The sequence below is a fragment of the Halomonas sp. SL18_1 genome, assembly GCF_055755715.1.
Map to the genome: position 1 here is coordinate 3,750,444 of NZ_JBVTRK010000001.1, position 12,596 is coordinate 3,763,039.

12 protein-coding genes and 2 pseudogenes are annotated in these 12,596 nt (G+C 67.2%); 10 read left to right on the top strand and 4 right to left on the bottom strand.

Annotated elements, in window-relative coordinates; all coding sequences use genetic code 11:
• Window positions 1-191 precede the first annotated feature (191 nt).
• Window positions 192-1,462, top strand: a pseudogene (locus ACSJDS_RS19090) (uracil-xanthine permease family protein).
• A gap of 317 nt (window positions 1,463-1,779) precedes the next feature.
• On the opposite strand, the gene ACSJDS_RS19095 reads toward ACSJDS_RS19090, so the two are convergent.
• Window positions 1,780-2,616, bottom strand: coding sequence for a hypothetical protein (locus ACSJDS_RS19095; protein WP_473034608.1), 837 nt, complete (start codon window positions 2,614-2,616; stop codon window positions 1,780-1,782).
• Window positions 2,617-2,838: 222 nt separating this feature from the next.
• Here ACSJDS_RS19095 and ACSJDS_RS19100 point away from each other — a divergent pair, with 222 nt between their 5' ends.
• Complete coding sequence (locus ACSJDS_RS19100) at window positions 2,839-3,495, top strand: phosphoribosyltransferase (RefSeq protein WP_473034609.1); 657 nt, start codon at window positions 2,839-2,841, stop codon at window positions 3,493-3,495.
• A 12-nt stretch (window positions 3,496-3,507) separates the two neighbouring features.
• Here ACSJDS_RS19100 and ACSJDS_RS19105 read toward each other — a convergent pair whose 3' ends face one another.
• A complete protein-coding gene (locus tag ACSJDS_RS19105) occupies window positions 3,508-4,215 on the bottom strand; it encodes a glutathione S-transferase N-terminal domain-containing protein (protein WP_473034610.1) in 708 nt (235 codons plus the stop codon).
• Between the two features lie 367 nt (window positions 4,216-4,582).
• Between ACSJDS_RS19105 and ACSJDS_RS19110 the strand changes: the two genes are divergently transcribed.
• From ACSJDS_RS19110 to ACSJDS_RS19140, 7 genes and pseudogenes are all read left to right on the top strand, one after another.
• On the top strand, window positions 4,583-6,283 hold the full coding sequence (locus tag ACSJDS_RS19110) for an L-lactate permease (protein WP_473034611.1): 1,701 nt from the start codon (window positions 4,583-4,585) through the stop codon (window positions 6,281-6,283).
• Window positions 6,284-6,453: 170 nt separating this feature from the next.
• Window positions 6,454-7,952 (top strand): annotated as a pseudogene (gene glcD / locus ACSJDS_RS19115) (glycolate oxidase subunit GlcD).
• 11 nt (window positions 7,953-7,963) lie between these two features.
• On the top strand, window positions 7,964-8,359 hold the full coding sequence (locus ACSJDS_RS19120) for an FAD-binding protein (RefSeq protein WP_473034612.1): 396 nt from the start codon (window positions 7,964-7,966) through the stop codon (window positions 8,357-8,359).
• On the top strand, window positions 8,281-8,796 hold the full coding sequence (locus ACSJDS_RS19125) for a hypothetical protein (protein WP_473034613.1): 516 nt from the start codon (window positions 8,281-8,283) through the stop codon (window positions 8,794-8,796). Before ACSJDS_RS19120 ends, ACSJDS_RS19125 begins: the two co-directional genes overlap by 79 nt.
• The gene (locus ACSJDS_RS19130) at window positions 8,706-9,065 is read left to right on the top strand and encodes a hypothetical protein (protein ID WP_473034614.1); all 360 of its coding nucleotides are present in this window, start codon (window positions 8,706-8,708) and stop codon (window positions 9,063-9,065) included. The genes ACSJDS_RS19125 and ACSJDS_RS19130 overlap by 91 nt, the downstream gene beginning before the upstream one ends.
• Window positions 9,066-9,084: 19 nt before the next feature.
• Complete coding sequence (gene glcF, locus ACSJDS_RS19135) at window positions 9,085-10,332, top strand: glycolate oxidase subunit GlcF (RefSeq protein WP_473034615.1); 1,248 nt, start codon at window positions 9,085-9,087, stop codon at window positions 10,330-10,332.
• A 218-nt stretch (window positions 10,333-10,550) separates the two neighbouring features.
• On the top strand, window positions 10,551-10,952 hold the full coding sequence (locus ACSJDS_RS19140) for a GlcG/HbpS family heme-binding protein (RefSeq protein WP_473034616.1): 402 nt from the start codon (window positions 10,551-10,553) through the stop codon (window positions 10,950-10,952).
• Between the two features lie 85 nt (window positions 10,953-11,037).
• Here the strand turns inward: ACSJDS_RS19140 and ACSJDS_RS19145 are convergent, their stop codons facing one another.
• Complete coding sequence (locus ACSJDS_RS19145; protein ID WP_473035079.1) at window positions 11,038-11,280, bottom strand: BCCT family transporter; 243 nt, start codon at window positions 11,278-11,280, stop codon at window positions 11,038-11,040.
• A 12-nt stretch (window positions 11,281-11,292) separates the two neighbouring features.
• Window positions 11,293-11,433, bottom strand: coding sequence for a hypothetical protein (locus ACSJDS_RS19150; RefSeq protein ID WP_473034617.1), 141 nt, complete (start codon window positions 11,431-11,433; stop codon window positions 11,293-11,295).
• A 211-nt stretch (window positions 11,434-11,644) separates the two neighbouring features.
• Here ACSJDS_RS19150 and ACSJDS_RS19155 point away from each other — a divergent pair, with 211 nt between their 5' ends.
• Window positions 11,645-12,550, top strand: coding sequence for a DMT family transporter (locus ACSJDS_RS19155; RefSeq protein ID WP_473035080.1), 906 nt, complete (start codon window positions 11,645-11,647; stop codon window positions 12,548-12,550).
• Window positions 12,551-12,596 lie beyond the last annotated feature (46 nt).

The window sequence follows — 12,596 nt, forward strand, 5'->3', positions numbered from 1 at the left end:
GTACATTCACAAGCAGGTGTGGTGCTCACAACATGTGCCACTGCATACAACAACAAGCCTGAGAGCCTGACATGACCGATACAGAGCAGTCCTCCACGCAGCCGAGACCCTCGCGTACCGTCAACCAGAACCCCGATGCCATGCCACCGCTGGGCAAGGCGATCCCGCTGGGTATCCAGCACATCATGGCGATGTTCGCCGGCAACGTGACGCCGCCGATCATCATCGCCGGCGTGATCGGTGCCGCCACCGGCGAGCAGATCTTCCTGATCCAGGTCGCCCTGTTCGTGGCCGGCATCTCCACCCTGATCCAGACCATCGGCATGGGGCCAATCGGCGCCCGCCTGCCCATCGTCCAGGGCACCAGCTTCGGCTTCCTGCCGGTGGCCCTGCCCCTGGCCAATGCCTTCGGGCTGGCCGCGGTGCTCGGCGCCTCGATGATCGCCGGTTTACTGCAGATCGTGCTGGGGGCCTTCCTCAAGAAGATCCGCCACTGGTTCTCGCCGGTGGTCACCGGCATCGTGGTGCTGTTGATCGGCATCACCCTGATGCCGGTGGGCCTCAACTACGCCGCCGGCGGCGTGGGGGCCGATGACTTCGCCTCCCCCACTAATCTGGGCCTGGCGCTGTTCGTGCTGGTGGTGACCATCGTCGTGCACCAGTTCGGGCGCGGTTTTCTCAAGGCCGCCTCGGTGCTGGTGGGTCTGAGCAGTGGCTATCTGGTAGCGATCGCCCTGGGCATGGTGGACTTCTCCAGCGTCACCGACGCCGCCTGGTTCGCCATCCCCCAGCCGCTGCAGTACGGCATGGAGTTCCATCTGACCGCCATCATCGGCATGACCCTGATCATGTTCGTGGTGGGCCTCGAGACCATTGGCAACATCTCTGCCATCACCATCGGCGGGGCCGGCCGCCAGGCCAAGGACCGCGAACTCTCCGGCGGCGTGATGGCCGACGGCGTGGCCACCTCCTTCGCCGCCGTCTTCAACACCCTGCCCAATACCGCCTATGCCCAGAACGTGGGCCTGATCACCCTGACCGGCGTGGTCAGCCGTCACGTGGTGACCATCGGCGGCATCCTGCTGATCTGCATGGGCCTGTTCCCAAACTGGGCGGTCTGGTGGCGGCCATGCCTCACGCCGTGCTGGGCGGTGCCGGGGTGGTGATGTTTGGCATGATCGCCTCTGCCGGCCTGAAGATCATCCAGGAGTGCGAACTCAACCAGCGCGCCATGCTGATCATCGCCGTCGCCATGAGTCTGGGTATCGGCCTGCCGGCGGTGGAGGCCATCTCCGACACCATGCCGGGTCAGGCCGGCCTGCTGCTGAAGTCAGGCCTGGTGCCGGCCGCCGTCGCCGCTCTGCTGCTGGACGCCATCCTGCCCGGCAAGCCGCGCCGGGCGGAGCCCGAGGCTGACGAGGCGATCGCCACCAAGAGCGAGAAGGTCAAGTCCAACCTCTAAGGCTCGCCTGACCTGCTCCCATCTCCGCGCCGCCGGCACCCGCCGGCGGCGTTTTAGGTTCTAGCCCTCGGTAACTTGCCCCTCGTATGCAGCGCTTCACCCCTCGCCGCTTTCCCCTCTACTGGTTGACCTCCCACTCTCTGGCCTACCCTCTTACTCCCCGTTCTTCCGCCTCCCTCGCCATCGCCCTCACCAGGAGAACGTGGCTGAACGCAGGCGGGCCAGCCACCAAGGTGGCTGGCCCGCTGCCGGCGAAACGCCTTTCTCGACCTGCCAGGCGCAGCGCCTGGGTCAGAAGTGCCACTCCAGGTTGAGGGTCAACGCATCGGTATCGACGCCCGGCTTGTCGTGGTTGCCAAACTTGTTGCGCCAGTACTCATAGCCAACCCCGGCCCAGAGGGTATTGTCGCCGCCCCAGGCAAGCTGCCCACGTCGAGCATCAGCGAGGTGCGCATCAGCTGCTCGGCCTTGGTGGAGACCCCGAAGTAGTCGTCGCCCTTCTTGCCGTTGTAGTTATAGAAGCCCTGAAACTTCATCGGCAGCGCCCCCGCCTCGAAGGGCAGCCCCCAGGCCAGATTGATCTGATAGTAGGGGTCAAAGGAGAGACTGTTGTCATTGCCCGGCAGGCCACAGGGGTCGAGGCCACAGTGGTTCCACTCCCGACTGTAGAACAGGCTGAGGTCGAGAAAGCCGCGCGGTACATCGAACTTGAAGGTCGGCCCCACCAGCAGCTGGCGCTTACGCGGTGCAAACTCGGTGTTCTTGGTATTGAGATCGAAGCCCACGGTGAGCGCCATGTCCCTGACCGGGCCAAAGGTCAGCGGCGCATCGAAGAGCTTGCCGGCGTGCAGCTGGTGGCGATAGACCAGATAGGCCTCGGTGGCGCCGCTGGCGCTGCCCCGGGCCGGGTCGGTGCTGTCAGACTGCAGGACATCCAGATTGAAGAAATTCTGCCCCAGCGAATAGCCGCTGACATGGGAGAACTGCAGGATGTGCTTTTCCACCTTGTCGGGATTGTTGGGCTCGGTGAACTGGGTGCCATAGCGATAGCCGATGAAGGTGTCGCTCCAGGTGGCTGCCTGGGCCGCACCGGCGGTCAAGGCCGCAGCCAGCGCGGTGCCGGCGACAAGGCCGCGAGAGGTAGCATCGAGCATCCAGGGTATCTCCGGTTATTGGATTTGTAGAGAGGGGCATCGAACGGCTGACGCTACCAAAGTGACGCCATGCTGATCGACACCCACCCGATACACTACACAAATAAATTGTATACTGGAAATATTTTCCAATTAATGGGGGCGTTCAGCACCCAATGTCCGACACGGCATCGCGTCGGCCTCCTACACTGAATCAGAGGAGCAATCGCCAGGAGGTTTGCCATGTTCCGAGATCGCCTCGATGCCGCCGAGCAGCTCGCCCGGCGCCTTGATCATCTAAAGGATCATCACCCGCTGATACTGGCCATTCCCCGCGGCGGGGTGCCGATGGCGCATCGGCTGGCCGAAGCGCTGGGAGGCGAGCTGGACGTGGTGCTGGTCCGCAAGATCGGCGCCCCAGGAAGCCCGGAGTTCGCCATTGGCGCGGTCGGCGAGGATGGCAGCGTGCTGCTCGATGACGATGTCGCCCACCACTTCTCGCCGGTGGCCGTAGAGCGGGAAATTGCCCGCCAGCACCAGCTGATCGCCGACCGCCGCCAGCGCTATGCCGCGGTGCGAACGCCGATTTCACCAGATGGCCGGGTGGTAGTGGTGGTCGATGACGGTAGCGCCACCGGCGCCACCATGGAGGCCGCCCTGAAGGCCCTGCATGGGCGACCCGAGCGGCTGATCGCCGCCCTGGGGGTAGCCTCACCCAGCGCCGTGTCGCGCCTGGAGGCCTGGGCCGACGAGGTCGCTTGCCTGCAGGTCCCCGAGGGCTTCATGGCGGTGGGTCAGTTCTTCGCCGACTTCGGCCAGGTGGATGACGATGAGGTCATGGCGCTGCTGGCCTCGGCGGCTCAAGGCCGCCGGGCCGCACCCGACGACTCGGCTTCGTGATGCGCCTGCCGCTCAGCGGTAGGCGCCCTCGATGTCGGTCACCCGCATGGCGCTGCGCCCCAGGCCACCATGCTGATCCAGCATGCGCTCGAGCCAGCCATAGACCGGGTCGGCATTGGAGACCAGATCGGCGGTGGAGACACAGCGCGCCCACATGAAGCTGCCAAACAGCAGGTAGTCGGCCGCCGCCGGCGAGTCGCCATCGATGAAGTCGGCATCGCTCAGGCAGCCGCGCAGCGGCGCCAGCGCCGCATCCAGCTGCGACAGCCCCTTGGCCGGGGAGTGAAACTCCTCGAGGGTACGCCCCAGGCGCTTCTCCCGGGTCTCGCGGAAGTAGTCCCGATCCTTGGGATGAATGGCGTTGAGCAGGTCCATAACGATGGTGCGCAGCATCGCCGGCTGCAGCGACCGCTCGGCGTAGTGCTTGAAGAAGCGCGCCCGCGACTCCGCCACTCCCTCGCCCAGCAGCGGCGATTCGGGATAGGCGCGGTCCAGGTAGCGCAGGATCTCGTAGCTGTCGGTGACCACCTGGTCGTCGTCGACCAGCACCGGCACCTTGTCATGATCGGCAAAGCTGAGTGCCTGCTTGTCGGTGAAATACCAGGGACGCAGCTCGTAATCCAGGCCCTTGTGGGCCAGCGCGTAACGCACGCGCCAGCAGTAGGGCGAAAACCTCAGCCCCTCGTCGATACCGCACAGGTCGTAGAGCACCCTTGCCATGCCGCCTCCCGGCTTAAGCTGATAAACGTCGTCAGCCGATAGTGCCAGCCTTTCCTCCAGGACGCCAATCCGAGCCTCGCGCCTGCCGACGCCGGGGAACAAGACTGTCCATTAGTCTAACCCTTCGGTCACCGGCTTGCGCCAAACGACGCCGCGGAAAATACATAAACCACTGTTTATAAAATTTTTATCCGAGAAAACAGCACGACATCCATCAGCAAATTATTGGTAATACCAATTACCCACATCTGGCCGAGCGCCATACAGCCCCGTATCGTTGCCTCCAGCCGCTGCCTCGGTCCGCTAGGCGTACCGAGGCCAACGCCCGCTTACCCATCGACAACGAGACCGCGAGGTACTCCACCTCATGACTGATACAACACTGGCGCTACTCGCCTTCACACCGCTGATCCTGGCGGGTGTCCTGCTGATCGGCCTGCGACTCCCCGCCCGAACCGCCATGCCGGCGGTCTACGTGGTGACCGCCCTGATTGCCCTGTTCGCCTGGGACATGAGCTTCAACCGGGTGCTCGCCTCCACCTTCCAAGGCCTGATCCTGACGGTGGCGATCCTGTGGATCATCTTCGGCGCCATCCTGCTGCTCAATACGCTCAAGCACTCGGGGGGCATCAAGGCGATCCGCAACGGCTTCTCGGGCATCAGCCCCGACCGCCGGGTGCAGGCGCTGATCGTCGCCTGGCTGTTCGGCTGCTTCATCGAGGGCGCCTCCGGCTTCGGCACCCCGGCCGCCGTGGCCGCCCCGCTGATGGTGGCACTGGGCTTTCCCGCGCTCGCCGCGGTGGTGGTGGGCATGATGATCCAGTCCACCCCGGTCTCCTTCGGCGCCGTGGGCACGCCCATCATCGTCGGGGTGTCAGGCGGCATAGACCGGACCGGCATCACCGAAACGCTGGAAGCCGGTGGCGCCACCTGGCAGGAGTACTTCCACCTGATCGGCGCCGAAGTGGCCATCGTCCACGGCATCGTCGGTGTCTTCATGCCGCTGATCATGGTGGTGATCATGGTCAGGTTCTTCGGTGCCAACAAATCCTGGAAGGAGGGCCTGGACATCACCCCCTTCGCCCTCTTCACGGGCGTGGCGTTCGTGGTGCCCTACATGCTGGCCGGCGTCCTGCTGGGGCCGGAGTTCCCGGCGATGATCGGCGCTGGCGTGGGCCTGGCGATCGTGGTACCGGCGGCACGGCGCGGCTTCTTGCTGCCCAAGAAGACCTGGGACTTCCCGGAGAGCAAGTCCTGGCCCGATGCCTGGATCGGCAAGCTGGAAATCAAGCTGGACGACGTCGTCGGCAAGGCGCCGATCTCGACCCTCATGGGCTGGGTACCCTATGTCCTGCTGGCGGTCATCCTCGTCGCTTCCCGCGTCGTCGACCCGTTTCGCGAAGCACTCCAGTCTGTCAGCCTCGGCTGGAGCAACATCCTGGGCGAGGCCGGGGTTTCCGGTGCCATCCAGCCGCTCTACCTGCCGGGTGGCATCCTGCTGATGGTGGTCCTGATCACCGCCGTGCTCCACCGCATGCGCCTGGGCGAGCTCAAGGCCGCCTTCGGCGAGTCCTCCCGGACCCTGCTCGGCGCCGGCTTCGTGCTGATCTTCACCATCCCCATGGTGCGCATCCTGATCAACTCCGGGGTCAACGCCGCCGATCTGGTCTCGATGCCGGTGGCCATGGCGCAGTTCGTGGCCGACGGCGTGGGCGGCGTCTATCCGCTGTTCGCCCCGGCGGTGGGCGGTCTCGGCGCCTTCATCGCCGGCTCCAATACGGTCTCCAACCTGATGCTCTCGGAGTTCCAGTTCAACGTGGCGCAGCAGCTGGGGCTCTCTACCGCCATGATGGTGGCACTGCAGGCGGTGGGCGCCGCGGCGGGCAACATGATCGCCATCCACAACGTGGTGGCGGCATCGGCCACCGTGGGCCTGCTGGGCCGCGAAGGTGAGACCATTCGCAAGACCATCCTGCCGACCATCTACTACATGGTGTTTGCGGGGATCATCGCGCTGGTGGCCTTCTACGTGCTCGGGGTCAGCGACCCGCTGATGCGCGCCGGCTGATCGATCGGCCCAGGCGCGACCCAAGGCCCTGCCAGCGACAATGCCGGCGGGGCCTTTTTCGTCCGGACGGCGGTCATCCGCCGAGGTTTCGTGGAAATTTTTTCCATTTACACTCGTCCGGCTCTCTGCCTAGAATGCAGGGACGCATCCCCACCGCTCCGGGAGCCGAGATGAACATCCTCTACGACCCACGTCTCGATGGCGACATCCCCCGCCGCGACAAGGACGAGGTAGCGGCCGACCTGGCCCGCCACCTGCCGAACATGCCGCTGCTGGAGCGCGAGGAGGATATGCGACCCTTCGAGTGCGACGGCCTCTCGGTCTATCGCACCCTGCCGATGCTGGTGGCCCTGCCCGGCACCCTGGACGAGGTCGAGACCCTGCTGCGCCGCTGCCACGCCCTGGGCGTGCCGGTGGTGACCCGCGGCGCCGGCACCGGCCTCTCCGCCGGCGCCCTGCCCCTGGCGCAGGGGGTGCTGCTGGTGCTGTCGCGCTTCGACCGCATCCTCGAGATCGACCCCGAGGCGCGCATCGCCAGGGTCGAGCCCGGGGTACGCAACCTGGCAATCTCCGAGGCCGCCGCCGCCCATGGGCTCTACTACGCCCCGACCCCTCCTCGCAGATCGCCTGTTCCATCGGCGGCAACGTGGCGGAGAACGCCGGCGGCGTACACTGCCTGAAATACGGCCTCACCGTGCACAATGTGCTCAAGGTGGAGGTAATGACCATCGAGGGCGAGCGCCTGACGCTCGGCAGCGACGCCCTGGACGCCCCCGGCTTCGACCTGCTGGCGCTGTTCACCGGCTCCGAGGGCATGCTCGGCGTGGTCACCGAGATCACCGTCAAGCTGCTGCCCAAGCCCGAGACCGCCAAGGTGCTGATGGCGAGCTTCGATGACCTGGAGAATGCCGGCCGCGCGGTGGGCGACATCGTCGCCGCGGGCATCATCCCCGGGGGCCTGGAGATGATGGACAACCTCGCCATCCGCGCCGCCGAGGACTTCATCGGCGCCGGCTACCCGGTGGAGGCCGAGGCGATCCTGCTCTGCGAGCTGGACGGCGTGGAGGCCGATGTGGACGAGGACTGCGACACCGTGCGCCGGGTACTGGAGGCCGCCGGCGCCAGCAAGGTGCGCCAGGCCCGCGACGAGGCCGAGCGGGCGCTGTTCTGGGCCGGGCGCAAGAACGCCTTCCCCGCGGTGGGGCGCATGTCGCCGGACTACTACTGCATGGACGGCACCATCCCCCGCCGCGAGCTGCCCCGGGTGCTCAAGGGCATCGCCGAGCTCTCCGAGCGCTACGGGCTGCGGGTGGCCAACGTCTTCCACGCCGGCGACGGCAACATGCACCCGCTGATCCTGTTCGACGCCAATCGCGAGGGGGAGCTGGCGGTGGCCGAGGCGCTGGGCGGGGAGATTCTCGAGCTCTGCGTGGCGGTGGGCGGCACCATCACCGGGGAGCACGGCGTAGGCCGTGAGAAGATCAATCAGATGTGCGCCCAGTTCCGCCCCGACGAGCTGGCCACCTTTCGCGCCGCCAAGGCCGCCTTCGACCCGGCGCAGCTCCTCAATCCGGGCAAGAACATCCCCACCCCGGCGCGCTGCTCGGAGTACCGGACCCTGGCGCCCCCCGCCAGTACGACGCCCCCGGCGTCTCCCAAGCACGGCTGACAGGAGCGAAGATGGCGAGTCCCCAAGCCCCCTCACCCCCCCAGGACGCCAGCGCCGCACTGGGTGAACGCATCCGCCAGGCGACGGCCGACGGCGTCCCGTTGCGCATCGTCGGCGGCGACACCAAGCCCTTTTATGGTCGCCGGGTGGCGGGAGAGGCGCTCTCCACCCGCGAACATCGCGGCATCACCTTCTACGATCCGGTGGAGCTGGTGGTGTCGGTGCGCTCGGGCACGCCGCTCGCCGAGCTCGAGGCGGCCCTGGCCGAGCATGGCCAGATGCTCGGCTGCGAGCCCCCCACCTCGGCGAGAACGCCACCGTCGGCGGCATGGTGGCCACCGGCCTGTCCGGGCCGCGCCGCCCCTGGGCCGGCAGCGTGCGCGACGCCGTGCTGGGCACCCGGGTGATCAACCACCAGGGCGTCGAGCAGCGCTTCGGCGGACGGGTGATGAAGAACGTGGCCGGCTACGATCTCTCGCGGCTGATGGTCGGCGCCCAGGGCACCCTGGGGCTGATCAGCGAGGTCTCCCTGAAGGTGCTGCCGCGGCCCCGCGCGGCGCTCAGCCTGCGCTTGGCGCTGCCCCTGGACGAGGCCCTGGCGCGGCTCGCCGACTGGGGCCGCGAGCCGCTGCCGATCAGCGCCGCGGCCTGGTGCGAGGGCGTCCTGCACCTGCGCCTGGAGGGGGCGAGCGCTCGGTGGCCGACACCCACGCCCGGCTGGGCGGCGATACCCAGGACAGCGGCATCTGGGAGGTGCTGCGCGAACAGCGCCTGGCGCTCTTCTCCTACGACGACCCACGGCCCCTGTGGCGGCTGTCGCTGCCCCAGCACGCGCCACCGCTAGCGCTGCCGGAAATCGACAACGACGGCATGGTGCATGACTGGGGCGGGGCCCAGCGCTGGCTGCGTAGCGACCTGGAGGCCGAGCCCCTGCGCGAGGCCTGTGCCCGGCTCGGCGGCCACGCCACCTGCTGGCGGGGCGCCAACGGGCAGCCGGTCGCGACGCCCTTCCACCCGCTCGCCCCGGCCCTCGAGAGATACCACCGCCGCCTCAAGGCCGAGCTCGACCCCAAGGGGATCTTCAATCCGGGCCGGCTCTACGCGGCACTCTGAGACTCACGGGAAGACGCCTATGCAGACGCACTTCAGCGAGCAAGCCCTCCAGCAGCCGCCTATCCGCGAGGCCGACCGGGTACTGCGCAGCTGTGTGCACTGCGGCTTCTGCAACGCCACCTGCCCCACCTACCGGCTGCTGGGCGACGAGCGCGACGGCCCCCGCGGGCGCATCTACCTGATCAAGCAGATGCTGGAGAACCCCGATGACGCCGAGAACGTGACGGCCCAAACGCGACTCCACCTGGACCGCTGCCTGACCTGCCGTAACTGCGAGACCACCTGCCCCTCTGGGGTCGAGTACCACAAGCTGCTCGACATCGGACGCGCCGAGATCGAGCGTCGCGTGCCCCGCAAGCCGGCCGAGCGGGCCCAGCGCTATGCCCTGCGCAAGATGCTGGTGGAGCCCAAGCGCTTCCGGGCGCTGCTCAAGCTGGGGCAGACCTTCCGGCCGCTGGTGCCCGCCGCGCTCAGAGACAAGCTCCCAACGGCACCGGTGGATGCCGGCGTCCGCCCCGATCACCGGCGCCATTCTCGCCAGATGCTGATCCTCGAAGGCTGCGTGCAGCCGGGGCTCTCGCCCAACACCAACGCCGCCGCGGCACGGGTGCTGGACCGCCTCGGCATCGGCCTCACCCCGGTGGCGGAGGCGGGATGCTGCGGCGCCATCGACTTTCATCTCAACGCCCAGGACGAGGGTCGCGCCCGAGCGCGGGCCAATATCGACGCCTGGTGGCCGCATCTCGAGACGGCAAGCGGCGAGGCCGGCGCCAAGGCCATCGTCCAGACCGCCAGCGGCTGCGGCGCCTTCGTCAAGGAGTACGCCGATATCCTCAAAGACGACCCGGCCTACGCCGAGAAGGCGGCCCGGGTCAGCGAGTTGGCCCGCGACCTTGTCGAGGTGCTGCGTGACGAGAATCTCGACGACCTGCAGATAAAAGAGAGCCGCGAGCTCGCCTTCCACTGCCCCTGCACCCTGCAGCACGCTCAGGCGCTCGGCGGTGCGGTGGAGGCCGTGCTGAGCCGGCTCGGCTTCAGCCTCACGCCGGTGGCCGACGCCCACCTCTGCTGCGGCTCAGCGGGCACCTACGCCATTACCCAGCCCGAGCTCTCGCGACAGCTGCGCGACGACAAGCTCGACAACCTGGAGGCGGGCGGCCCCGAGGTGATCGTCACCGCCAATATCGGCTGCCAGACGCACCTGGCCGGCGCCAACCGCACCGAGGTGCGCCACTGGATCGAGATCGTCGATGAGGCACTGCCATGAACGATCGTCACAGCGCTCAATCATTCAGCTGCCAGATGCACCTCAACGGCGCCAACCGCACCGAGGTGCGCCACTGGATCGAGCTTGTCGATGACGCGCTGATGCCGCGCTGAGCGCCAACCCAGCCCGACTTCCCAGGCCCGTGGCGAGCGCCACGGTGCCCGAGACCCGCTGTGTCTCAACGCACTGCCCTTACCCACTCGATAGAGGATACCACCATGCAAACCAAACCCGCCCTGACCCTCAGCGACGTCAACGCCATTCTCGACGCCGCCCAGCGGGAAGCCGAAGCCAACGGCTGGACCGTGACCATCGTGGTGGCCGACGACGGCGGCCACCCGCTCGGCCTGCGCCGCCTGGACGGCGCCGCCCCGATGACTGCCATCGTCAGCGCCGAGAAGGCACGCAGCGCGGCCGTGGCCCGCAAGGAGACCCGACTCTTCGAGGAGATGATCAACAACGGCCGCCCGGCCTTTCTTTCCGCCCCGCTCTCGGGCCTGCTGGAGGGCGGCGTGCCGGTGATCATCGACGGCCAGGTGGCCGGCGCCGTGGGAGTCTCCGGCGTCAAATCCGACCAGGACGTGCGCGTCGCCAGGGCCGGCATCGACGCCGTCGCCTGAGGCGGAGCCGAACAGGCCGGCCGCGGCTCCCTGCCGATATAGGGTGTCGCGGCCGGCCTTTTTCATGCGCAACCGCAGCGCGGGATCACGCCTTGCCGGGGCGCCGGTGACGCAGCTCGCCGTTGAGCGCCACGATGATGCTATAGCACATCAGCAGCATGACGATGGAGAACGGAATCGCCGTCGCCGTCACCCCGGCCTGGAGCGCCGCTAGGCCGCCCCCCAGCAGCAGCACGATGGCGATCATGCCCTCCACCACGGCCCAGAACATCCGCTGCGGCCGGGGCGAGTCGATCTTGCCGCCGGCGGTGATGGTATCGATCACCAGGGAGCCGGAGTCCTACGAGATGACGAAGAAGATCAGCGCCAGGACGATGCCGATGGGGCCCAGCTGGCCTTCGATATTGTCCTGGCCGACGACATAGTCCGTTGCCATATCGCTGGCCGGGTGCGAAGGCTGCGGGTCGCTGGGTGGGCTCATGACACTCGTCCTCTTCCTGTCCAAGGGGAGTGTTCTCAAGGTACAGGAGGGCTCAGGGGTTAACCTCATGTAGATAAACTCTGAATCCACGAAAGCCGGCGACGAAGCCCATCATTAGCGTCCTTATCAATTGCCGCGTATTATCGACCGACAGGCCATGTTCACCCGCCCCCAGGGCTCCAGGGCCCTGTTTCGTCGTACCGAGGACACCATGCCGCTGCTTTACTTCCTGGCCCCGCTGGGGGCCGTGCTGATCTGGTCGGGCAACATGACCATCAACCAGCTCACCGTGGGCGCCATCGCCCCGAGCAGTATCGCCTTTCTGCGCTGGCTGCTGGCCCTGGTGATCCTCACCCCGCTACTGCTGCCACAGGCCTGGCAGCACCGTGCCACCCTGCGTCGGGAATGGCCGAAGCTGGCCGCCCTGGGGCTGCTCGGCATGGCACTCTGGCAGGGGCTGGCCTATGTGGCCGCCGAGACCACCTCGGCCACCAACATGGGCATTCTCGCCGCCATGGTGCCGCTGCTTACCGTGCTGCTGAGCGCATTGATCCTGCGCGAGGCGCCTAGCCTCGGCGGCACCCTGGGCGGCGCCCTCGCCCTGCTTGGCGTCGCCATTCTGCTGGGCCGCGGCAACCCCCTCTCGCTGTTGGAGCTGGAAGTCGCCCTGGGCGATGCGCTGATGGTCGTTGCCGCCACCTGCTACGCCCTCTACGGGGTGATGCTCAAGCGCTGGCCCCTGGACCTGCCGCCCTGGGTGGTGCTTTACGCCCAGGTCTGTTTTGCGGTGCTGTTCCTGCTGCCCGGCTACCTGCTGGGGCCGATGACGCCGGTGGACGGCCACAACGTCTGGCTGATCCTCTACGCGGGCATCCCCGCCTCGATCATCACTACCTACCTGTGGATGCGCGCCATCCGCCAGATCGGCGCCAGCCAGGCGAGCATCTTCATCAACCTGATGCCGCTGTTCAGCGCCCTGATCGCCATGGCCTTCCTCGGCGAGCAGGTAGCCGCCTTCCACTTCCTCGGCGGGGCCCTGGTCCTGGCCGGGGTGATCATGGCCCAGACCCTCACCCGGCCGGTGCGGCGAGCTATCAGCGGCGCGGATCGCGCGTGATAGACTGCCGTTCAGAGGCTCTCTTCCCGATCCCCTGACCAACAAG

Coding starts and splice junctions, on each gene's coding strand:
- ACSJDS_RS19095 (WP_473034608.1), bottom strand. CDS start 2,616: ATGCTCGATGCTACCTCTCGCGGCCTTGTCGCCGGCACCGCGCTGGCT.
- ACSJDS_RS19100 (WP_473034609.1), top strand. CDS start 2,839: ATGTTCCGAGATCGCCTCGATGCCGCCGAGCAGCTCGCCCGGCGCCTT.
- ACSJDS_RS19105 (WP_473034610.1), bottom strand. CDS start 4,215: ATGGCAAGGGTGCTCTACGACCTGTGCGGTATCGACGAGGGGCTGAGG.
- ACSJDS_RS19110 (WP_473034611.1), top strand. CDS start 4,583: ATGACTGATACAACACTGGCGCTACTCGCCTTCACACCGCTGATCCTG.
- ACSJDS_RS19120 (WP_473034612.1), top strand. CDS start 7,964: ATGGCGAGTCCCCAAGCCCCCTCACCCCCCCAGGACGCCAGCGCCGCA.
- ACSJDS_RS19125 (WP_473034613.1), top strand. CDS start 8,281: ATGGTGGCCACCGGCCTGTCCGGGCCGCGCCGCCCCTGGGCCGGCAGC.
- glcF (WP_473034615.1), top strand. CDS start 9,085: ATGCAGACGCACTTCAGCGAGCAAGCCCTCCAGCAGCCGCCTATCCGC.
- ACSJDS_RS19140 (WP_473034616.1), top strand. CDS start 10,551: ATGCAAACCAAACCCGCCCTGACCCTCAGCGACGTCAACGCCATTCTC.
- ACSJDS_RS19150 (WP_473034617.1), bottom strand. CDS start 11,433: ATGAGCCCACCCAGCGACCCGCAGCCTTCGCACCCGGCCAGCGATATG.
- ACSJDS_RS19155 (WP_473035080.1), top strand. CDS start 11,645: ATGCCGCTGCTTTACTTCCTGGCCCCGCTGGGGGCCGTGCTGATCTGG.